The organism is Rhizobium sp. L9, assembly GCF_002531885.1.
Classification (GTDB): Bacteria; Pseudomonadota; Alphaproteobacteria; order Rhizobiales; family Rhizobiaceae; genus Rhizobium.
In genome coordinates, this window is record NZ_NWSZ01000029.1 from 58,553 (window position 1) to 78,630 (window position 20,078).

The window sequence follows — 20,078 nt, forward strand, 5'->3', positions numbered from 1 at the left end:
CGTCTACGCGTCTGGAGACGCGGGGCTGCAACACTGAAGAGCGATTCGGCCGACGCCTGCTCATCGCTTACTTTTGGTGCGCGTCGCCAGGACGTTGCGGATCGAGAAGCTGGAGTGAATCCTGAGGACGCCTGGCAAGGCCGATAATATTTCCTTGTGGATCCGTTCGAATTCGCCGGCATTGGCGACTTCCACGCGCAGCAGATAGTCGGATCCACCCGTCATCAGAAAACATTCGCGGATTTCCGGATGACGGCGGACGGCCGCCTCGAAACGGTCGAGATAATCCTCCGTCTGCCGTTCGAGGGTGATGTTGATGATAACGGCAATCATCGCATCCGCATTGCTCGTATCGAGAAGCGCCGTGTAGCCGCGGATCACGCCCGTCTTTTCCATGATCTTGATACGTCTGAGGCAGGCCGATGGCGAAAGGCCGATTTCGGCAGCAAGCTTGGCATTGCTCATCCTGGCGTCAAGGCGCAGCAGCCTCAGGATGTTGCGATCTGTCGTGTCGAGGGCAGGCATGCTCGATTGTTCCAAATTTTCGTAGATTATGCGCACAAAATGCAAGCTGTGCAATATTATAAGACGAAATGACCGGCAATATCGCTTATTCTTTCATACACTCCATGGAAACAAGAGGGTGAACATGGACAGCGCTATTCTGGTCTCCCATGCACGTACTGCCACGATCACGCAGGGAGCCACGGGCTTTCTGACGATTGATCTTGCGGCACTGGGCCGCAATTATCGGAAGCTCGTGTCGATGCTGGTCCCGGTGCGCGCAGGCGCCGTTGTCAAGGCCGATGCCTATGGCCTCGGCGCGGAGAGGGTGGCGAAAACCCTCTACGCCCAAGGTTGCCGGCACTTTTTCGTTGCTCAATTCGTCGAGGCAGCGCGGCTGCGGCCGGCGCTCGCGCGGGACGCCCAGATTTTCGTTCTGAACGGCCTGCAGCCGGGCAATGAAATTGCCTGCGCCGAACTGGACATTGTACCGGTCCTCAATTCGCTCGCCCAGTGGCAGCAATGGTCGGCGGCGGCGCGCGCGTTGAAGCGCTGCCTGCCTGCCGTCCTGCAATTCGACACCGGCATGTCGCGGCTGGGCTTTCCCCCGGAGGAAAGGGCGGAACTGGCGACAGCCCTTCGCAACGGCACCAACATCGAAGTCTTGTTCATCATGAGCCACCTGGCCTCGGCAGATGAGACCGAGGGTCAGCAGAATAGCGACCAGCTGGCAGAAATGTCCTGCATCGCCGACGAATTTCCAGGCTTCGACATCTCCTTCGCTAATTCCGGCGGGGTTTTCCTTGGCAAAGCCTATCATGGCGTGCTCGCCCGGCCGGGCATCGCGCTTTACGGCGGCGCTCCGAGGGCCGGCCCGGCGAACCCGATGGAGCCGGTCGTCAGTCTCGATGTTGCCGTCGTACAGACGCGGACCGTATCACCGGGCACCAAGGTTGGTTATGGTGGCGCGCATGTCGCGCAACGGGAAATGCGTCTCGCCACCATTGCCGCCGGCTATGCCGACGGCCTGCCGCGCTGCCTGAGCGACCGCGGAGCCGTCTATTACAAGGGCACCCGCCTGCCGATCGTCGGCCGCGTTTCGATGGACAGCATCACGGTCGATATGTCGGCGCTGCCCGAAGGCGCGCTGACGCTCGGCAGCCTTGTCGAGGTGCTCGGTCCGCATCAGACGCTCGAGGATATTGCGCGGGATGCCGACACCATATCTTATGAAATCCTGACCGGTCTCGGCGATCGGTATCACAGGCAATATCGCTGAGAGCCGGCTGGCTCCATCCTTGGGGACATCATGAAAGTCATCGTTCTGGGCGCCGGCATCGTCGGTGTCACATCCGCCTATCAATTGGCCAAGGCAGGCCACGAGGTTACCGTCGTCGATCGGCAATCGGGGCCAGCGCTGGAGACGAGCTTTGCCAATGCCGGCGAAGTCTCATTCGGCTATTGCTCCCCATGGGCGGCACCCGGCATTCCAATGAAGGCCATGAAATGGCTGTTCATGAAGCATGCGCCGCTCATCCTGCGCCCGAAATTGGACATGGCCATGCTCTCCTGGATGGCGAGGATGCTGTCGAACTGCACCTCCGAGCGCTACGCGATCAACAAGAGCCGCATGCTGCGTCTTGCCGATTACAGCCGCGTCGCGCTCGCCGAGCTTCGCGCCGAAACCGGTATCACCTATGACGAACGCATGCAGGGAACTCTGCAGCTGTTTCGCACGCAGCAGCAGCTCGATGCCTCGGCGAAGGACGTCAAGGCGCTCGCCGCCGACGGCATTCCCTACGAGGTCTTGGACCGGGATGGCTGCATTCGCGTCGAACCGGCGCTGAAGCACGTGCGCGACAAGATCGTCGGCGGGCTGCTGACGCCGAAGGACGAAACCGGCGATTGCTTCAAGTTCACCAATGCGCTCGCCGACAGAGCCGAGGCGCTCGGCGTCCGTTTCGCCTATGGGACGACGATCAAGGCTCTCGACGTCGAGGCCGGCCGCGTACGCGGGATCGTCACCGATCGCGATCTTGATCGCGGGCGCGAGCGGTTGAGCGCGGATGCCGTCGTGGTCGCGCTCGGCAGCTATTCGCCGCTGCTGCTGAAGCCGCTCGGCATTCGCCTGCCGGTTTATCCAGTCAAGGGCTATTCGCTGACCATCCCGATCACCGATGCCGCGCGCGCGCCGGAATCGACCGTCATGGACGAAACCTACAAGATCGCGATCACCCGGCTCGGCGACCGCATCCGCGTCGGCGGCATGGCCGAAATATCAGGCTATACCAACGATCTCGGTCTCGCCCGCCGGAGCACGCTCGAGCATTCCGTCACAGATCTCTTCCCCGGCGGCGATGTTTCCAAGGCTTCCTTCTGGTCCGGCCTGCGCCCGATGACGCCCGATGGTACGCCGGTCATCGGCCCGACGAAGATCAAAGGGCTCTTTCTCAATACAGGTCACGGCACGCTCGGCTGGACCATGAGCACCGGTTCGGCGCGGCTGATCGGCGATCTCGTCAGCGGCGCCGCGCCCGATATCGACGCGAGGGATCTTGCCGTTAGCCGATACGGCTGACGCGCATAGACGGCAGGAGGAATGAATGAGATGATACGCTTGTCACTTGCGGGCATCCTTTGCGAGTTCACGAATGTCCGCTAGCTCCGATCGGCATGCCCCTGGTAACCTGGTCCGACTGTCGGGAGTAGCGAATATGTCCTATCGGGCAACGGTGCAGAACGGAACGGATGCGGATCAGCTCGCAGAAGCATTGTCAACGCCGACATCCAAGATAAGCGTTTCGGCTGAAGGCACGACGCCCATTGCATATCGCTGCAATTTCATCTCGATGGAAGATGTAAGCGTTGCCGATTGCTCTTATGAAGGACTGATTTCCAGCAAGCGAGACGGGGTTGCTGATAAACTGGCTGTCTTCCTGCCGACGCAGGGAATGATGTTGTTCGGCGGCAAGCAGGAGCCGATATATTCGCTACCGGGTCGCGGCGTGATACTGGAAACGGGCGCCGTCAGGGGAACGAGGATCGTCGGCCCCCGCCGTCATTTCTGCCTTTTCATCGACCGCGCCAAGATCGCCGCGCAGCTCACCCATATGTGCGAGCGGACGATCAGCGGCGAGGTCGGCTTTCATACCGACATCGATCTGACGGCCGGTCCGGGGCTCCTCCTGCAGCAACTCGTCTCGAACCTCCACAGCGGTCTCAGCGGCAACGGCTTGCTGCAACGCTCGCCTCTGGCAGTCAAATCGCTCTGCGATGCTGCGGTGTACCTGCTTCTGGAGACATGTCCCCATCACTATTCGGAGGAACTGGCGCGCTCCGCTGCTCTGCCGACCCCGCGCCACGTGAAATGGGCCATGGATTTCATGCAGGAACATATCGCGGAACCGATCTCGCTCAGCGAAATCGCCATGGCGGCCAAGGTAAGCGTTCGAACTTTGCAGCAGGGCTTCCGTCAGTTCAGGAACACCACTCCCATCGCCTATCTGCATGAAATCAGGATGGCTGCCGCCCATCGCGATCTGCTGGAATCAGACGGAACCCAGGCCATCGCCGAAATCGCGCTGAGATGGGGGTTCACCCATCTCGGGCGATTTGCAGCCGACTACCGGAAGCGTTTCGGCCTGTTGCCGTCACAGACCGTGAAGCGCTAACCTCGCTCAAGGATTTCAGCTTGGCCGGAGCCGCCGGCAGACGATCCCGATGTGAAAATCTGTTGGATTCCGCAGATCTCGTCGAAGGGGAACCGTTCGAAGAGCCCGTCGGCGATCATTGCGAGAGCTCCCAGAGCCGGGTGGGATTATGCCGCGCGCTTCAGCGCATCGCCGATCGTCGAGACAATCGTGTCGATCTGGTCCTTCTCGACGATCAGCGGCGGGGAAAGCGCGATGATGTCGCCGGTCACACGGATCAGTAGGCCCCTCTTGAAGCAATCGACGAATACGTCGTAGGCACGGGTTCCAGGTGCCCCGTCACGGGGAGCGAGTTCGATTGCGCCGACCAGTCCGAGATTGCGGATGTCGACGACGTGAGGCAGGCCTTTTAACGAGTGAAGGGCTTCCTGCCAGTGGTCGGCAAGCTCGGCTGCGCGCGTCAGCAGGCCTTCCTCCTCGTAGATTTCGAGGGTGGCAAGGCCGGCGGCGCATGCGACCGGATGGCCGGAATAGGTATAGCCGTGGAAGAGTTCGATCGCATTGTCAGGTCCGACCATGAGTCCGTCATGGACCTTACGGCTGGCAAAGACTGCGCCCATCGGGATGGCGCCGTTGGTCAGGCCCTTTGCCGTGGTGACGAGGTCAGGCACGACGCCGAAATAATCCACCGCGAAAGCTGTGCCGAGACGGCCGAAGCCGGTGATGACCTCGTCGAAGATCAGCAGGATGCCGTGCTTGTCGGCAGTGGCGCGCAGCTTCTCCAAATAGCCTTTCGGCGGAAGCACCACGCCCGCCGATCCCGACATCGGCTCGACGATGACGGCGGCGATGGTTTCGGCGCCGTGCAACTGCACCAGGCGTTCGAGATCGTCGGCCAGTTCCACCCCATGGGCTGGAAGACCCTTGGAAAAGGCATTACGCTCGATGTCGAGCGTGTGGCGCATATGGTCGGCCGGGATCTGCGGGAAAACGCGGCGGTTGTTGACGAGGCCGCCGACGGAAATGCCGCCGAAGCCGACTCCGTGATATCCCTTCTCGCGGCCGATGATGCGCGTGCGTGTGCCCTGGCCGATCGCGCGCTGATAGGCGATAGCAATCTTCAGAGCTGTATCGACCGATTCCGAACCGGAGCCGGTGAAGAATACACGGTCGAGCTTGGCGTCAGCCCCGCCCGGCGCGGTTTCGGCGAGCTTCGCGGCGAAATCGAAGGCGATCGGATGGCCCATCTGGAAGGTCGGGGCATAATCGAGAGTGGCAAGCTGGCGCTCGACCGCCTGGGAGATCTTCTTGCGGCCGTGGCCGGCATTGCAGCACCAGAGCCCGGCCGTGCCGTCAAGAACCCGGTTTCCGTCAACGTCGGTGTAGTACATGCCCTCCGCGGCGGCCAAAAGGCGCGGCGTGGCCTTGAACTGCCGGTTGGCCGTGAATGGCATCCAGAAATTTTCGAGTACGGGCGTGTTCGTTTTGTTCATCTGATCCATTCTGGCCTCCTTGGGATGGGTCGAGAATGATGATTTCTCCTTTGCAAACAAGTCCTTTTCTTTACCGGCGCAAGTTGTTGAAATATCTTGGCCCGTGCGACACATTTTAGATATTCTGAACAACGCAAACGGATCCATCATGTCAGTCGATATCGGCAGCCGCCTTCGCCATCTTCGCATCGCCCACAAGCTTTCCCAGCGCGAGCTCGCCAAACGCACCGGTGTGCCGAACTCGACGATCTCGCTAATCGAATCGAACGCCTCCAATCCGTCGGTTGGAGCCCTGAAGCGAATTCTCGACGGCATCCCGATCGGGCTGGCGGAATTCTTCGCCTTCGAACCCGAACGTCCGAAAAAGGCTTTCTACGCGGCTGAGGAGCTGGTGGAGATCGGCAAGGGTGCCATTTCCTACAAGCAGGTTGGCGAAACCCTGTTCGGGCGCAGCCTGCAGATGCTTAAGGAGTGCTACCAGCCGGGTGCCGACACTGGAAAAATTCCTCTTGTCCACGAGGGAGAGGAGGGCGGGATCGTGCTCTCGGGAAGGCTCGAGGTCACGGTCGACGACGAACGACGCGTGCTGGGGCCAGGTGACGCTTATTATTTCGAAAGCCGGCGCCCGCACCGGTTCCGCTGCATCGGGCCGGTGGCCTGCGAGGTTATCAGCGCCTGCACGCCGCCTACTTTTTAGTTCCTGCCCTCGATGCGGGCGAGCACGCCGTCGAGCGCTTCGGTCAGCGCCGCGATGCCGCCCTTTTTCTCGAAGTCGGTCAGAACCTGCTCGTTCAGCCCGCCCCTGGTTGCGAATTCGCGGCTCAGCGTGCTGAACGGCTCGGCGCCGGGGCCGCTTGCCCTTTGCGCCAGGCTCGCGAAGAGAGGGGCGATGTAGGCATTTGCTTTCGCTCTTTCGAGGCCGCTCGTTTCCAGCCAGACGCCGACCGTTTCCATGATTCCGAAATAGGTGGACATCGTTGCGCTTGCGGCTGCGAGAAGGTCGTATTCCTTCCTCGACTGACATTGGACGGCCGTCCCAAGCGTGTCGAACAGCGCTGCGACCGTATCATCGGGCGGATAGATGGCGGTGACGCCCTGGCGCGTTGCGACGAAAGGCAGGGGGATCGCCTGCACGAGATGCACGTCGGCGCCGATCCAGTCGAGGAGGGCATGGCGCTCTGTCGCCGCGACGACACTGACGACCGTCTGTCCCGCCCTGAACGACAATTCCCGCACGACCTCCTCGGCGACCTGCGGCCGTATCGCCAGGAACACCATGTCGCTGCGATCGACGACGTCCTGATTGTCCTTGGCAATGTTCACGGCTGCGAATGCGCCCGCCAGCGTTTCCGCGATGTGGGCGCTTCGTGGAGAGACGTGAATCTCCAAGGCATAGGCCGGATCAGCGAGAAGCCCGCGAACCATCGCCTCGGTGATAACGCCGGTTCCGACAAATCCGATGCTTTTGATGTTCACCTGATCACTCCTTAGCTCTAAGCGGTCCAGCGCGACATCCATTATGGCGGCGACAGGTGAGGAGCGGAAGCCCTGCTCCGTAAGATCGGGGGAACGGATTGACCGGTTAGGCCGATCTTTCCAGTCTGACGGCGCCTTTGCGTTGTGGCGCGATGCGCTCGCAGCGGCGGGGCGCATTCATGCCGTCATCGACAATGCCGCATTCGCATCTACGCCCGGGGGACAGCTGGGCCTGAGCTAATCTAAGGGCGCGACGCATCGCCTGGGCGATGATCCCGCTTTCGTTTGGTACGCCATATGTTTACAAGCGGAAGGTGTAAAGATTCGATCGAACGGAGGCATTGATCTTGCATATCGTGCGTCGCGCGCTGTTGGGGTCTCTATGGGGCCTGATCGGCTGGAAACCTTCTTTCGCTATCGACACCAGCCCGGAAGCAATCACCCGGGAGGAGGCGTCGTCGGTGACACCCCGCCATGTTCTCTGTTTTCTCGGGAGAGATCGCGACCTCAGCCGCTTGTCCCAAGCGGCGGCCAAAGCGATCGGTGATTTCGCCACCGGCTTCAGCGTCGATGAGGATTATTCGCAGGCAGAGCCGGATGACCGCATGAACCGGTCATTCGACGTCTGCTGGGATCGGGTCGAGCCCGATGCCTGGAACGAGACGGACGAGAAAGCCGTCGCCGATCATCAATCCGTCCTCTACGTCCTCGGGCCGAGCATGACGCAGGCAGACACCGTCAAGGTGTCGATGACGGCGCTGCGTCTCGTCGAGCGGCTGATCGAGGCGGGAGCGGTTGCCGTCAAGGGCGAAAGCGCCGGCATCGCACATGGGCTCGATCGATGGAGAGTGCTGATCGGCCGAGGCGCCGAAGCGCAGAATGCCGGCGATCCGCTCGCCCAGCAGCGCATCGGGCGGCTGGCTTTCGCGAAGCGGCCGCTCTCGGCGCGTGGTTATCTGGAAAGCGTCGGCTTCCATCTGGTGGGGCTGCCGGAGGTCTATGTGCCGGAGACATCAGGCAGCGAAAGCCAGGTCGTTGCCATTATGGATGCAGTTGCCGACGAGATCGGCAAGCAGGGTCTCGAGCCGACGCTCAAAGCGCGGAGCGCAAGCCTCTCCTTCGATTCCAGCTATGACGTGGATGAGTTCAAGTTCAATCCCTACGGCATCGTCAAGCTCGCGGGGTGAACCGGCTCGATCTCGGGGTAATCGCCCTGCGACAGGGCGAAGCGCTGGATCGCCTTTGCAGCGACGCGCTCATATGCATGTCATTCAATCGTTCTGCTGTTCGAATGTCTTGGCAAGCTCTCCATAGTGGCGCGCTGATCCCGCATTCTTCTCGGCCGAAGGAGGCCGGCCAAGGCGGCGCGCAATGCATCATTGTCGTCATGACGGCAAGCGACCGGGGACCTGATAATCCACCGACCACGAACATTCAGTCTAGTTGTAACTGATCGTGTCGCTCACGCGCGGGCGATTGAAGAAATGGTGGTCGAAGCTGTAGCCGTTCTGTCCGGTGAAGTTCGAGAAAAACGCCGACACTGGTGTCGTCAATGTGTATTGCACCCGCGTCAGCACCACCTGGACGCCCGTCTCCTGGATCTTCGCCGGTATGTCGATCGCGCTTGTCGTCCCGGAAGCAAGCGATGAGGTGTTGAACGCGGCGGACCAGTTGACGGTCGCCTTGCCGCTATTGTCGACATCATTGACCGTGACCGTAATCGTCAGCCCGGTGGTCTCATAGGGCTGGAGGATGAAGCTCGCGCCTGAAAGAAGCTTGGTGACGTCGGTCTTCGCCCAGGTGCTCTGCTGCGCGATCATATCGCCTGCACTGGAAGCGATCTCGTCTATCTTGCGGCTGACGGTGAGGGCATGGCCAAGATCGACGGTGCCGAACAGCAGCACGATCAGGATCGGCAGCACCAATGCGAATTCCACGCCCGAAGCGGCCGTGCGGTCGCAGGCGAGGCGACCGATGCAGGATCGGGCGAGGCTGAGAAGGGGGAGGTTCCGTTTCATGATCATCTCAGAAGGGCTCATTGCGAAACAGAGCGGAGGACCCAAGGAGATAGCGGCCGTCCGAAAGCTTGGCGCTCGACAGGCTGAAGAAATTGACCGAGGCTTCCCATGGCAGAAACGCCTGTACCAGAATGTAGTCGCTGCCCTTGCCGATATCATAGGTCTCGGTGACGGCGAGCTTGCCGCTGTCGTCGATGGGATCGGTGCTGGTTGCGGACGACAGGTCGGAGAGCACGCTGACCTTGACGACGAGACCGCTGGAACAGCTGAAAGCCAAAAGCATGTCGTCGCAGATCTTGGCCTTGAAGCTATTCAATGTGATCTTCGATGACGCCACCTCGCCGGTGCGGATCATCCGGGAGATTTTATGAACGGAAGCGTCCAGCGAGGAGTTGACGAAGAACATCAGTGACACTTCGATGATGCCGAAGATCATGATGAAGAGCGGCAGGGCCAGGATCGCGAATTCGATCGCAGCCACCCCCTTGCGATCGCCGAGCAGGCGGCGAAGCAGGGCAAAGCGGTTTCTTGCGGTCATTGGGTCAGCCGGACGGAAGAGAGATATTGAGTGAAGAGCGTCGACAGGCCCGCTGTGATTTCCGTCGACGACGATGCCGATATGAACAGGCTCTTCGACGATGCGCAGTCGGCAAGTGCGTAGGGAATATAATCGCGTCTCGAAATGCTGGTCGACACGCCGCTGTCCATGGTGCCGCCCCAGGTGCTCTTCCAGTTGGCGCTCGCCATGGTCGAGCCGACGGTTGCGTTATAGCCCCAGTCCGTGGTGATTGGCAGATATTCGGTGTAGAGCACGGCCATCGTGTTTGACTGGTTCTTCAGATAGTCGCACCAAGCGGGATTGAGGGGCGCTACCTTGGGCCAGTATTTTGAGCCATTCGTCACCCATTCGCGCTGTGATTGGACGCCGTCCGTCAGCAGGAGAACTAGCTTGAGCGGCGAGCCCGAGGAGGTCCCGTCCCCTCCGGCGCCGACTTTCTTTTTGAGCGTCGGAAGAGAAACGTCGAAATAAGTGGCGGCCTTCGAGGTCGCGCTGGTGAGGCCGTAGCTGCTGTCGGCGAGGCGGGCGCGCGCCGTATCCGTGCTCAGCGTCGGTGCCAGAACCTCCGAAAGCGTATCCCCCAGACTGTATAATCCGACCTTGATGCGTTCATGATTCTCGTCGGATTCGTCGATCATGTCGAGCACTTCGCGCACGGCGTCGCCGGCGACATCGGCGCGCAGCTTTATCTTCTTTTCCTTGCTGTAGTCATAATTGGTCGCGTATGTCGTCTTGCCGATGGTGTGCGAATCACCCGTGTGGCAGGCGAACTGGCATTTGATGCCGGTATACATGGTCGACTGACCTGACGTCGTTGCCGCCAGCAGCATCGACGGCGAGGTGTCGATGACGATATAGACATTGAGATAGGACGTGGCGGGGCCTTTGACGGCGCTTGCCACGCTGACGGGGACGGTCTCGATGTTGGCGATCTTCATGAATGTCGTCGGAACGGTGCCGTTCGCCGTGGCCGTAATGTTGTGGTTCACGGTATCGATGTCGATATCGCTGAGCGTGTAGCTGTTGTCCACCTGTGCATGGAACCAGTCGGAAACCTTCTCCTTGAGAGCGTCGGTGTCCTCGGTGTTGTTGATCTGCTTGACCGCTGCGATCAGGGCCGCGTCGAGATCGCTCTGCATCCTCTGTCGAACATTATAGCTGCGAATATAGTCGAAGCTCGCGCCGACGGCGACGAGCATCGGTACGAGGCTAAGGGCGACGACGATCGCGACGTTGCCGCCTCTGTCACTTTTGAGACTGCGGAGGGCGCTCGTAATTCGAGCAAGCGAGTATGAAAGAGCCAACAAAACACACCATGACGCAAGACAAAAAATAGCAAAAGAAAGATGTATCTTGAAAACTTGAGCGTTTGTTAATTTCCCAATTTCCGGTAGAAGATGCACCGTCGGCACACCGTTTGCTGCGCTTATTGGACATGGTTGCGAATTATGGATATTCGCTACGCTGTCGGCGAATGCGGAGGAGCCTCTCCCAGCGCTGCATCAGCAGGTCGTGCAGGCGTCTTTGAACCTCTTGCGAAAACATGGTCCTGTTGTTGAAAAAGTCTCCTACCACAGCAATCCAGCCTTCCGACATCTGGGTCGGCATGGCCTGCGACTGGGCGCTGACTTCACCGTTCTTGGCCTCGATCATCTCCAATCCGAGCTTGCCGCAATGATCGAGCCCGCCGACGTCGGTGCGAAACGGCAGCGATCCCTTGAACCGGCTGAACGCGACCTGATTGTCGCGGTCGAGCACCATGCGGGCGGAGGCTTCCCGTGTTTCGACAGTGCCGTCCCGATGATCGACTTGCCGGGAACGAGGCTGCAATCGAAATCCTCGCCGACGCTGTAGCCGCGCGCCGCAAGCTCGCCCTTGCCCAGTCGCCCGCCGGCTACGCGTCCCAAGCTGTCCCGCTGAAACCCTGTAAGTCTTCCGGCAACAAAAATGAAAGACCGAGCGGACGGGATTTTGCCGACGAGACTATCCACTTTGCGCGCGGACGATCCGTATCGCGCGCCGAAAATTGCAGCGCCGCCACAGACGGAGCGATCTCTTAATTTTCTGACCGCAGTGTTCCGGGTCGAGCGACGTGCTTGATGTAGCGGATCCGCGCCCCTCAAATGACTTGGGCGGCTTTCTTGGAAGAAAACTCAGCCGGTGGATGAGATATCCGGTTGTTACTCATGGTGAGTAAACGCATGACGAAGTCCTCGTTCCAGTCGCCTCGGCAGCCCACTCTTCTTATGCAAGATGGAGAGGGCGAGGGAAAAGGAATGCAACATCAGGACGTCGCAATCGACCGGAAAGCGCTTCTCGACGCTTTGCTGGGGCCATTTCCGCTTCCGCTTTTTTACAAGAACCCGCAAGGCCACTATCTCGGCTGCAACAAGGCATTCGAAGATTTTTCCGGCTACCGACGTGAAGAGATCATCGGGAAAACCGATTTCGATCTAACTTCGAACCATCTGCCTGAACTCCATTTCGTCGATAACGCGGCGCACCGCGAGAGAGGCGGAGCCCAGCACTCCGAACGAAAGATGCTCGCCGCGAACGGTGCGGTACGGGACGTCGTTTTCAACAAGGCGGTGTTGCCAGGAGAAAACGGTGCTCCGGCCGGCCTGATCGGCGCCCCTGTCGATATTACCGAGCACAAGCAGGCGGAGCAGGAGCTCAGGAAGGCGCTCGAATTCGCGGAAGGTATCCTCACCGCCATCCCGGATGTTCTGTTCGAGGTGGATGAGGACGGCCGCTATCTCCAGGTCTGGACAAGAAACCCGGAACTGCTGGCCCAGCAGAAGGAGATGCTGCTCGGCAAGACGGTCAACGAGATTCTTGCGCCGGAGCAGGCAGCTATCGCGATGGAGGCTCTTCGCACGGCCGGCCAGGAGGGAGTTGCCTACGGCCGATGCATCTGCATCGCCCTGCCGAGCGGCGAAACGCGGTGGTTCGAGCTTTCCGTAGCGAGACGACCGAGCGCCGATCCGACCACTGCCACCACGCTCCTGGCATTCTCGCGAGATATCACTGAGCGAAGACGGGCTGAAGACGCCATCAATTCCGTGCGGACGCAGCTGCTCAGCGTGCTTCAAACCATGCCCGACATGATCTGGGTCAAGGACATGGATGGATTCTATCTCCTGTGCAACCACACCTTCGAGCGGCTGACCGGATTGACGGAAGCCGAGGTTGTCGGAAAGACGGATTTCGATCTGTTCGGTATCGAAAGGGCTCGATTCTTTCTGGAATCGGACAAGGCGACGATCAAGGCTGGCGAGTGCATCTTCAGCGATGAGGAGTGGGTGGTTTCGCAGGAGAATGGCCAATCCATTCTTCTTGAAACACGCAAGGTGCCGGTCATGGATGCGGCCGGAGAGGTCGTCGGGGTTCTTGGCGTGGCGCGTGATGTGACGGAGCTGAATGCCTCACGCCAGAAGATCCACCAGATGGCCTTCTATGACCCCCTGACCTCGCTGCCGAACCGGTCGCTGTTCAACGATCGGCTGCGGCAGATGATCACCTCGGCCGGATCGCGGGGCCAGCGGGCAGGCGTGATACTGATCGACATCGATCATTTCAAGGTGATCAACGACACGATGGGCCATCCCGTCGGCGACGATCTGCTCTGTCAGGCCGCCGCGCGCCTCAATGCGAGCGTGCGCGATTACGACACTGTCGCCCGTCTGGGCGGCGACGAGTTTGCCATCTTGCTGCCCGATCTCAGGCAAGGCGACGATCTCGGCCGCATCGCCAGCAACATTCTCGAGAAGTTCAAGGATGGCTTCCTGCTGGATGGCAAGGAGGTTTTCATTTCCTGCAGTGTCGGCATTGCGCTCTATCCTGCTGACAGCGCCGACGCCAATGACCTGGTCAAATACGCCGATTCGGCGATGTATCTCGCCAAGCGTTCGGGGCGAAATAATTTTCGCTTCTATTCCAAGGACCTGACGGCGAATGCCGAGGAACGCATGCGGCTGGAATCGGAATTGCGGCGAGCGATCGAGCGCGAAGAGCTGGAACTGCACTACCAGCCGAAGGTGCTTCTGGACAGCGGCGCGATGGTCGGATCCGAAGCCTTGCTAAGATGGCGTCACGCCGAGATGGGGATGATCCCTCCCGACCGGTTCATTCCGGTCGCAGAGGATACGGGCCTGATCGTCGAGCTTGGGCGATGGGTGCTGGGCGAAGCCTGCCAGACCGCGGTCGAATTGAATGCCGGCAGCCAGGCGCCGCACAAGGTGGCGGTCAACTTGTCGGGCAAACAATTCCAATCCGCCGGATTGGTAAAGTCGATCGCCGAGATTCTCGGAGAGACCGGTTGCCGCGCCGAATGGATCGAAATTGAAATCACCGAAAGCCTTCTCCTCGATCAGAAGGACGAGACGCTGCAGACGCTCTCTGAACTTCGCAGCATGGGATTTTCGATCGCCATCGACGATTTCGGCACCGGCTATTCGGCGCTGAATTATCTGGCGCGCTTTCCGATCGACACACTGAAGATCGACCGGTCCTTCATCAACAGCGCCGACAGGCGCAATGAAGAACTGGTGAAGGCGATCCTCTCGATCGCGCGCTGTCTCGGCCAGAATGTCGTGGCGGAAGGGGTCGAGACCGCCGAGCAGGCTGCCTTTCTCGCCGCAAACGGATGCGGCTCGGCGCAAGGGTTCCTTTACAGCAAGGCAGTGCCGAAAGCGGATATCATCGCTCTCAGACTGCGCTCTCCGGTCGGCGGCTCCAGCCCGAGCGAGATGTGGCCTCGCGGGTGAGCGAGCCCGTCTCTCACCTGCCGCGTCGAAGCACGCGCGTGCTATTGCCCGATATCACGCTGTCTGACGAAGGGTTGCGATAACGCGGTCGCCCATGGAGGCACAGCGGGCGCCGTCGAAGGGGAACAGCGCCGAGAATGCGCCGGAGAGCTGTTTCTCGATCGATTGGCGCATCAGCTTGCGCGCCCGATGCAGCCGGGTCTTGGCGGTTTCGGGTTTGATGCCGAGAAAGGATGCGGCCTCCTCCGTGCTCATGCCCTCGACCTCGCGAAGCACGAAGATGGCGCGAAATTCGTCCGGAAGTCCGTCGACGGCCTGTTCGAGAAGATGCCGCGCCTGGCTTCGCGACAGTTCACTTTCCGGATCCGTTGCGGAGAGCGAGGAAGGAAACGGGAGGACTTCGCCGCCCCCCGATGTCGTCTGCATGTCGATTTCCTCAAGCCCGGTGGTGCTCTTTCGTGCGCGCACGCGGCCCAGCGCCTCGTTTAGCGTTATCCGGGTCAGCCATGTCGAAAGCGCGGCCTCGCCGCGGAATGTCGCCAGATTGGTGAAGGCCTTGACATAGGCGGCCTGCACGACGTCTTCCGCTTCCCAATCGCTGCGGATAATGGCGCGCGCGGTGCGGAACAGGCGCTGGTTGTGACGCTGGACAATGGCGCGGATGGCAGGCTCGTCACCCTGCTTTGCAAGGGACACGAGCTCGGCATCGGCGAGTGCTGATATATTCTGCCGGCGTTGCGCGACCGGGACGGCAATGGCTGTCATGCAAGTCTCCGCATTGCTTTCGATCGGAGCCCGGCCTTACGGCCGGACGTCCAGTTTGCCCGTCATGGCGGGATGAAAACGGCAATAGAAATCGACCGCTCCCGCCCGGCCGACCGTCATCCGCGCTTCCGATTTCGGCGGCAGATCGACATGGAAGCTCTTGTCGCGAGCTGTCGCCGTATGCCGGAATATATCATTGTTTCGCCAGACGATCACATCGCCGACATGCAGCTCGGCAGGCGGCGCGCCGAATTTCATGCCTGCGATGGTGACCTGATATTCCGCCGCTGAGGCGACTCCGCTGCCTGGCCAGAGCAGCACCAACAACAGCGGCAGCAATTTCATCAGCGATCCCATCGCGACCCTACTTGATCATCGAAGCGAGATGCTCGGCATGCGTCTGGTGTTGCTTGAACAGGGTAAGGCCCGTTTCCAGCAGCGATTTCAGCTCCTTGTTCTGAGCCGAAGGGATCAGCACCTTGGCAAGGGCATCGTTGACCGACTTGTGATAAGCGACTTCGTTTTCGACATAGGCATTGTCGAAGGCAGCGCCGTCGAGGGCGTCAAGCGTCTTCAGTTCCTTGCTCGCCTGGGCCGAGAGCGACTGGCTGATCTTGTTGTCCTCAGGCGTCACCTTCAGCTTCTTGACAAGGGCGAGCGCCTGGTCGTTGACGGCCTTGTGGTCGCGCTCCATGGTTTTGGCGAATTCGATGACCTCCGCATTCTTGCTCTTCTTCAACGCCTGCTCCGCGGCGGTGACATCGATCTGCCCCGCCGTATAGGCGATGTGGGCGATCTGAGGATCGGTCGGCTTGGCGTCGGCGGCGATTGAGGCGGTGCCGAGCGACGCCGCGATGAAGGTTGCGCCGAGAATTCGTTTCAACATGATCTGTCTCCTTATGTCGGATGGAAGCGAGCATTGGATGCAGATCGCTCGAAAAGGTTCCCGGAAATTTTCGAAGCGGGAAATGGTTGCCGGCCGCTTCAGTCTTCGCCGATGAAACGCTGAAGCACGATCGCATGATTGTAGGCTTGGTCTTTCGCCGCATAGAGAAGCGTGGCATCCGATTGCCCGATCCGGCGTTCGAGCTCCTCTACGGCTGATGAGTTCTTTTTGAGCTCGTCCCGGTAGCGGCGTTGAAATTCGTTCCATTTGGCTGGGTCATGGCCGAACCATCGGCGCAGCGCCGGGCTCGGCGCGATGTCCTTCAGCCAGACGTCGACGGCCGCTTCCTGCTTCTTCAAGCCGCGCGGCCACAGCCTGTCGACCAGAATACGCGTACCGTCCCGGTCTTCTTTCGGCTCGTAGATTCGTTTGATGTGCAAGGCCATTTGCTCATCCGCTATGAAGGTAATTCCGAACGAATACGCGGATGAGGGATGTGGTTCCACTCACCGTCCGTGGTTTCACTTAGTCACGCTAAAGGGGCCTCCAAGCTGTCATAATTGCTTTAGTGCGGAAGTGTCGTCGTTCGGTCATCTCCCGCCGTGATTTGACTGAGCAAGAGGAGGAGGAGATTGGGGGCGCCTGTAGGAGGCAGCTGCCAGTTGACAAGCGTCAGAGGCCCAAGTCGAATGGGACCCTTTTCAAGTAGGTAAGTCAGCGCGAGACGGGCGCGTCATCTCGCATCAGGCCAAGCGACTTCAGGTCCTCCCACAGTTCGCGAGGGATATGTCTGTCCCGCGCGCGGTCGTTTGACGCCACCTGGTCAATCGACTGGCCACCCGGGATGACGGAAACGACAGCCGGGTGGAAGAATGGAAAGTTGAGAGCCGCGTCTGAGAGAGCGACATTGTATTTCAAGCAGACGTGCTCGATGCGCCGGACTTTGTCGAGGATGTGTGACGGGGCGTCAGAGTAATTATATTGCGCGCCGGCGACCGGGCCTGTCGCCAATATGCCGGAATTATATGGCCCGCCGAGCACGATGCCGATATTGCGGGCTACGCACATGGGAAGAAAGGTTTCCAACGCCTCCTGCTCGAGCAGAGTGTAGCGTCCGGCAAGCAAAAACAGGTCGAAGTCGCCACGCTCGGCAAGCGCCTGACACATCTCCCACTCGTTTATTCCGCCGCCGATGGCCTTCACCACTCCTTGGTCGCGGAGTGAGGTCATGGCCTGATAACCACCGCTCATGAATTGCTCGAGATAATGGTCGCAGGCCGCCTTGGTGCCGTGATTGAAGACATCCAGGTCGTGCACGAACAGAATATCGAAGCTGTCGAGCCCGGTGCGCTCGAAGGACGCTTCGAAAGATCGCATGACGCCATCGTAGCTGTAGTCAAAAACCTCTCGGCGACTGGGCGTATCGAAGAATTTGCCGATGCCGGTCCGCTGTTCGGGTTGGCAGACCTTGAGGAGCCTGCCGACTTTTGTCGACACGACGTAGTCTTTACGCTGCTTCGTTGCGAGGAAGCGGCCAACCCGCCTCTCGGCGAGGCCAAGCCCATAGAGCGGCGCGGTGTCGAAGTAGCGGATGCCGTGTTGCCAGGCCGCATCTAAAACCGCTGCCGCCTCCTCATCTGTTATCGCCCGATAAAGATTGCCGAGTGGTGCGGTGCCGAACCCGAGTTCGGTAAAGGTAAGCCCGCCGTCTCCCCTGCGGTCCCAATGTCGCGTCTTCATGTCAGCTATCCGCATCCCATATTCGTTTGCCGCTCGTGCTCGACACTGCAGTCTAACCAATAACGCTTCCGGGTGGAATCGGAGCTAAAACGAGGAACCTTGGCCTGCGATGGCCCGGGGCAAGGGCGCCAACCCAGCAAGGATCCGTAGAGGAGCGTGATATCTGGTGCATCAGCCGGTGAATAGGGCATCCAGCTGCCCGATTTAACGAAGCCCAAACCACTATTGTGTATGACAGGGTTGTTACATGGTTTGGAAGGTGGACCCAACGCGGTGAATGGCATCTGGACGCAATTTGGTGGCAACCTTTCCTTCGTGTCTCTGGCGATGTCGCTCTGGGCGCTCTTTTCGATCCAGTTTCAGCGCCGTTCCTTCAGGCAGGAGAAGATCGCCTTCGGGATAATAGCTGGCGGCGCCTCCATCGGATCCATACTGCTTGCGATCGAATTCCATCCTGGCATCTATATCGACCTGCGTTTTTCGCCGCTTGCATTGGCCGGTATGTTCGGGGGGCCGATTGCGGCGGCTTTTGCTGCGTCGCTGGCGATCGTCTTTCGCTTTGCTGTCGGCGGCACGGCGATGGTCGACGGGATTATCACAATTGCATTCGCAACCGGCATCGGCGTGGCCGGCCATTTCTGGACCCGCAAGAGATCTCCTGGCTTCACGGATGTTGTTCTGCTGGGCGTTGCCCTTGGCGCGATACTGGTTGCAGCGATGGCCCTGCTTCCCACTCTCGTGACCGCCCATGTTCTGGCCGGAGTGGGCTTTCCCCTGACGGCCTTGAATTGTCTGGCGACCGTGATCGGTGGCTTTGTGCTCCTGAAGACGCAGCAATGGGAACTCGAACGAAGCATCCTGGTGACGGCATTTTCGCAATCGCCGGACTATCTCTACGTGAAGGACCGAAACAGCCGGTTCATTACCGTCAATGAAAACATGACGCGCCTCTTCCGTTTCAGAACGACGGCGGAGATGACCGGATTGTCGGATTTCAATCTGATGTCGCAGCCGCTCGCTGAGGAATTGTATCATCTCGAGCAGCAGGTGATGGAGACAGGGACGCCGCTGATCGACTCCAACGAGCGGATCGAAGGCCGCTTCCTGCTTGCTTCCAAGGTGCCGGTGCGGGACAAGCAGGGACGGATCATCGGTCTTGCGGGCGTAACGCGTGACGTAACGGAGCGCACAGCGCTGGAGCGGGAGCTGCGCGAAAGCAAGAAGCTGTTGTCGCATGCGATGGCGAACATGTCGGACGGCATCGCCATGTATGACAGCAAAGGCTTTCTTCTCTTTTGCAACGATCAATACCGTGACGCCTTTCCGCTCTCCGGGGCTGCCCGTGTCGTTGGCGCGCATATCAGCGACATCCTGCGCCGCGTCGTCGAAACCGGCGAGCGGCCCGCTATCGCAGAGGGTAATGCGGAAGAGTGGATCAAGACCGCAGCCGCTTCCCTGCACAGCAATAAGGATGAGGAAATTCAGCTTCACAACGGTGATTGGCGCAGCATCCGCACAAGGATTGCCGGAGATGGCACGGCGATGGCCGTCGTCTCGGACATCACGGCGACGAAACAGGCGGAGATCGCGCTGAGGCTGTCGGCGGAGCAATTGAAGAATCTTGCCGAGACCGATGGGCTCACCGGCATTGTCAATCGCCGCGCTTTCGACGAAGCCTTCGCACGTGAGACGGCGGGCAGCGCCAGGAAAAATACGCCATTCAGCCTGCTGATGGTCGATATCGACCGCTTCAAAGCCTATAATGATACCTATGGCCATCCCGCCGGCGACCAATGCCTGCGCGTCGTCAGCAAGTGTCTGCGCCAGTCCGTCAGTCGGCCGGCGGACATCGTCGCGCGCTATGGCGGAGAGGAATTCGCCGTGTTTCTTCCCGACACCAGCGCCAAGGGAGCGATGATCGTCGCCGAACAATTCGCGCGTCGCCTAGCCCAGGAGAATATCATTCATTCCGGCAGCGAGTTCGGGCGGGTCACCGCCAGCATCGGCATATCCTGCGCCACAGGCGCGACCCTGCGGACCAGCCCGAACCGGCTTTTGGCAGAGGCCGACGCCGCGCTCTATGAGGCCAAGACGCAAGGTCGCAACCGTATTCTGGCGCATTCCCGCGAGAACGGGCATGCCCTGAAGGAAACCGGTTAGAAGCACGCGCTTCAGCTCTCTCGATAGGTTTCTTCTATCGAGTCATCATGCGTACGCCCTT

The 20,078-nt window shown here is 59.9% G+C and carries 18 protein-coding genes and 1 pseudogene; 7 read left to right on the forward strand and 12 right to left on the reverse strand.

Annotation, left to right across the window (positions count from 1 at the left end; translation table 11 throughout):
- Positions 1 to 60: 60 nt before the first annotated feature.
- Entirely contained in the window at positions 61 to 525 is a 465-nt protein-coding gene (locus tag CO660_RS26140; protein WP_085782073.1) for an Lrp/AsnC family transcriptional regulator, read from the reverse strand.
- Between the two features lie 124 nt (positions 526 to 649).
- Between CO660_RS26140 and alr the strand changes: the two genes are divergently transcribed.
- From alr to CO660_RS26155, 3 genes are all read left to right on the forward strand, one after another.
- Entirely contained in the window at positions 650 to 1,783 is a 1,134-nt protein-coding gene (alr, locus tag CO660_RS26145) for an alanine racemase (protein WP_097601192.1), read from the forward strand.
- Between the two features lie 30 nt (positions 1,784 to 1,813).
- Positions 1,814 to 3,082: a D-amino acid dehydrogenase gene (locus CO660_RS26150; RefSeq protein WP_097601193.1), complete on the forward strand. Its 1,269-nt coding sequence runs from the start codon at positions 1,814 to 1,816 to the stop codon at positions 3,080 to 3,082.
- Positions 3,083 to 3,155: 73 nt separating this feature from the next.
- Positions 3,156 to 4,175 carry an AraC family transcriptional regulator gene (locus tag CO660_RS26155; protein WP_097601194.1) on the forward strand — a complete coding sequence of 340 codons (1,020 nt, stop codon included), beginning with the start codon at positions 3,156 to 3,158 and terminating at the stop codon, positions 4,173 to 4,175.
- 146 nt (positions 4,176 to 4,321) lie between these two features.
- Here CO660_RS26155 and CO660_RS26160 read toward each other — a convergent pair whose 3' ends face one another.
- Positions 4,322 to 5,656 carry an aspartate aminotransferase family protein gene (locus CO660_RS26160; protein ID WP_097601195.1) on the reverse strand — a complete coding sequence of 445 codons (1,335 nt, stop codon included), beginning with the start codon at positions 5,654 to 5,656 and terminating at the stop codon, positions 4,322 to 4,324.
- Positions 5,657 to 5,795: 139 nt separating this feature from the next.
- Between CO660_RS26160 and CO660_RS26165 the strand changes: the two genes are divergently transcribed.
- The gene (locus tag CO660_RS26165; RefSeq protein ID WP_085781805.1) at positions 5,796 to 6,344 is read left to right on the forward strand and encodes a cupin domain-containing protein; all 549 of its coding nucleotides are present in this window, start codon (positions 5,796 to 5,798) and stop codon (positions 6,342 to 6,344) included.
- Here the strand turns inward: CO660_RS26165 and CO660_RS26170 are convergent.
- Positions 6,341 to 7,123 (reverse strand): pyrroline-5-carboxylate reductase, encoded by a 783-nt coding sequence (locus tag CO660_RS26170; RefSeq protein WP_097601217.1) that lies wholly within the window; start codon positions 7,121 to 7,123, stop codon positions 6,341 to 6,343. The genes CO660_RS26165 and CO660_RS26170 overlap by 4 nt on opposite strands.
- Before the next feature lie 347 nt (positions 7,124 to 7,470).
- Between CO660_RS26170 and CO660_RS26180 the strand changes: the two genes are divergently transcribed.
- Positions 7,471 to 8,310, forward strand: coding sequence for a hypothetical protein (locus CO660_RS26180; RefSeq protein WP_097601218.1), 840 nt, complete (start codon positions 7,471 to 7,473; stop codon positions 8,308 to 8,310).
- A 252-nt stretch (positions 8,311 to 8,562) separates the two neighbouring features.
- On the opposite strand, the gene CO660_RS26185 is transcribed toward CO660_RS26180, so the two are convergent.
- The 4 genes and pseudogenes from CO660_RS26185 to CO660_RS33995 all read right to left on the reverse strand — a co-directional run.
- The gene (locus tag CO660_RS26185; RefSeq protein WP_097601196.1) at positions 8,563 to 9,147 is read right to left on the reverse strand and encodes a TadE/TadG family type IV pilus assembly protein; all 585 of its coding nucleotides are present in this window, start codon (positions 9,145 to 9,147) and stop codon (positions 8,563 to 8,565) included.
- A gap of 1 nt (position 9,148) precedes the next feature.
- Complete coding sequence (locus tag CO660_RS26190; protein WP_097601197.1) at positions 9,149 to 9,679, reverse strand: TadE/TadG family type IV pilus assembly protein; 531 nt, start codon at positions 9,677 to 9,679, stop codon at positions 9,149 to 9,151.
- Positions 9,676 to 11,004 (reverse strand): TadE/TadG family type IV pilus assembly protein, encoded by a 1,329-nt coding sequence (locus CO660_RS26195; RefSeq protein WP_245421384.1) that lies wholly within the window; start codon positions 11,002 to 11,004, stop codon positions 9,676 to 9,678. The genes CO660_RS26190 and CO660_RS26195 overlap by 4 nt, the downstream gene beginning before the upstream one ends.
- Before the next feature lie 142 nt (positions 11,005 to 11,146).
- A pseudogene (locus CO660_RS33995) lies at positions 11,147 to 11,577 on the reverse strand (hypothetical protein); the annotation flags it as partial.
- A gap of 399 nt (positions 11,578 to 11,976) precedes the next feature.
- Here CO660_RS33995 and CO660_RS26205 point away from each other — a divergent pair.
- Positions 11,977 to 14,466 carry a bifunctional diguanylate cyclase/phosphodiesterase gene (locus CO660_RS26205; protein ID WP_245421385.1) on the forward strand — a complete coding sequence of 830 codons (2,490 nt, stop codon included), beginning with the start codon at positions 11,977 to 11,979 and terminating at the stop codon, positions 14,464 to 14,466.
- A 54-nt stretch (positions 14,467 to 14,520) separates the two neighbouring features.
- On the opposite strand, the gene CO660_RS26210 is transcribed toward CO660_RS26205, so the two are convergent.
- The 5 genes from CO660_RS26210 to CO660_RS26230 all read right to left on the reverse strand — a co-directional run bounded on the left by CO660_RS26210 (position 14,521) and on the right by CO660_RS26230 (position 17,857).
- A complete protein-coding gene (locus CO660_RS26210; RefSeq protein ID WP_097601199.1) occupies positions 14,521 to 15,231 on the reverse strand; it encodes an RNA polymerase sigma factor in 711 nt (236 codons plus the stop codon).
- Between the two features lie 36 nt (positions 15,232 to 15,267).
- Positions 15,268 to 15,588 (reverse strand): cupredoxin family copper-binding protein, encoded by a 321-nt coding sequence (locus CO660_RS26215; RefSeq protein ID WP_097601200.1) that lies wholly within the window; start codon positions 15,586 to 15,588, stop codon positions 15,268 to 15,270.
- Positions 15,589 to 15,595: 7 nt separating this feature from the next.
- Complete coding sequence (locus CO660_RS26220; protein ID WP_097601201.1) at positions 15,596 to 16,117, reverse strand: DUF4142 domain-containing protein; 522 nt, start codon at positions 16,115 to 16,117, stop codon at positions 15,596 to 15,598.
- A gap of 98 nt (positions 16,118 to 16,215) precedes the next feature.
- Positions 16,216 to 16,563, reverse strand: coding sequence for a DUF488 domain-containing protein (locus tag CO660_RS26225; RefSeq protein WP_085781797.1), 348 nt, complete (start codon positions 16,561 to 16,563; stop codon positions 16,216 to 16,218).
- Between the two features lie 268 nt (positions 16,564 to 16,831).
- Positions 16,832 to 17,857, reverse strand: coding sequence for an aldo/keto reductase (locus CO660_RS26230; protein WP_097601202.1), 1,026 nt, complete (start codon positions 17,855 to 17,857; stop codon positions 16,832 to 16,834).
- A 231-nt stretch (positions 17,858 to 18,088) separates the two neighbouring features.
- Here CO660_RS26230 and CO660_RS26235 point away from each other — a divergent pair, with 231 nt between their 5' ends.
- Positions 18,089 to 20,017 carry a diguanylate cyclase gene (locus tag CO660_RS26235; RefSeq protein ID WP_176536383.1) on the forward strand — a complete coding sequence of 643 codons (1,929 nt, stop codon included), beginning with the start codon at positions 18,089 to 18,091 and terminating at the stop codon, positions 20,015 to 20,017.
- Positions 20,018 to 20,078 lie beyond the last annotated feature (61 nt).

What these genes read in the sequence shown, in the direction of transcription:
- CO660_RS26140 (WP_085782073.1), bottom strand. Translation starts at nt 525, where the DNA reads ATGCCTGCCCTCGACACGACAGATCGCAACATCCTGAGGCTGCTGCGC.
- alr (WP_097601192.1), top strand. Translation starts at nt 650, where the DNA reads ATGGACAGCGCTATTCTGGTCTCCCATGCACGTACTGCCACGATCACG.
- CO660_RS26150 (WP_097601193.1), top strand. Translation starts at nt 1,814, where the DNA reads ATGAAAGTCATCGTTCTGGGCGCCGGCATCGTCGGTGTCACATCCGCC.
- CO660_RS26155 (WP_097601194.1), top strand. Translation starts at nt 3,156, where the DNA reads ATGTCCGCTAGCTCCGATCGGCATGCCCCTGGTAACCTGGTCCGACTG.
- CO660_RS26160 (WP_097601195.1), bottom strand. Translation starts at nt 5,656, where the DNA reads ATGGATCAGATGAACAAAACGAACACGCCCGTACTCGAAAATTTCTGG.
- CO660_RS26165 (WP_085781805.1), top strand. Translation starts at nt 5,796, where the DNA reads ATGTCAGTCGATATCGGCAGCCGCCTTCGCCATCTTCGCATCGCCCAC.
- CO660_RS26185 (WP_097601196.1), bottom strand. Translation starts at nt 9,147, where the DNA reads ATGATCATGAAACGGAACCTCCCCCTTCTCAGCCTCGCCCGATCCTGC.
- CO660_RS26190 (WP_097601197.1), bottom strand. Translation starts at nt 9,679, where the DNA reads ATGACCGCAAGAAACCGCTTTGCCCTGCTTCGCCGCCTGCTCGGCGAT.
- CO660_RS26205 (WP_245421385.1), top strand. Translation starts at nt 11,977, where the DNA reads ATGCAACATCAGGACGTCGCAATCGACCGGAAAGCGCTTCTCGACGCT.
- CO660_RS26210 (WP_097601199.1), bottom strand. Translation starts at nt 15,231, where the DNA reads ATGACAGCCATTGCCGTCCCGGTCGCGCAACGCCGGCAGAATATATCA.
- CO660_RS26215 (WP_097601200.1), bottom strand. Translation starts at nt 15,588, where the DNA reads ATGGGATCGCTGATGAAATTGCTGCCGCTGTTGTTGGTGCTGCTCTGG.
- CO660_RS26220 (WP_097601201.1), bottom strand. Translation starts at nt 16,117, where the DNA reads ATGTTGAAACGAATTCTCGGCGCAACCTTCATCGCGGCGTCGCTCGGC.
- CO660_RS26225 (WP_085781797.1), bottom strand. Translation starts at nt 16,563, where the DNA reads ATGGCCTTGCACATCAAACGAATCTACGAGCCGAAAGAAGACCGGGAC.
- CO660_RS26230 (WP_097601202.1), bottom strand. Translation starts at nt 17,857, where the DNA reads ATGAAGACGCGACATTGGGACCGCAGGGGAGACGGCGGGCTTACCTTT.
- CO660_RS26235 (WP_176536383.1), top strand. Translation starts at nt 18,089, where the DNA reads ATGACAGGGTTGTTACATGGTTTGGAAGGTGGACCCAACGCGGTGAAT.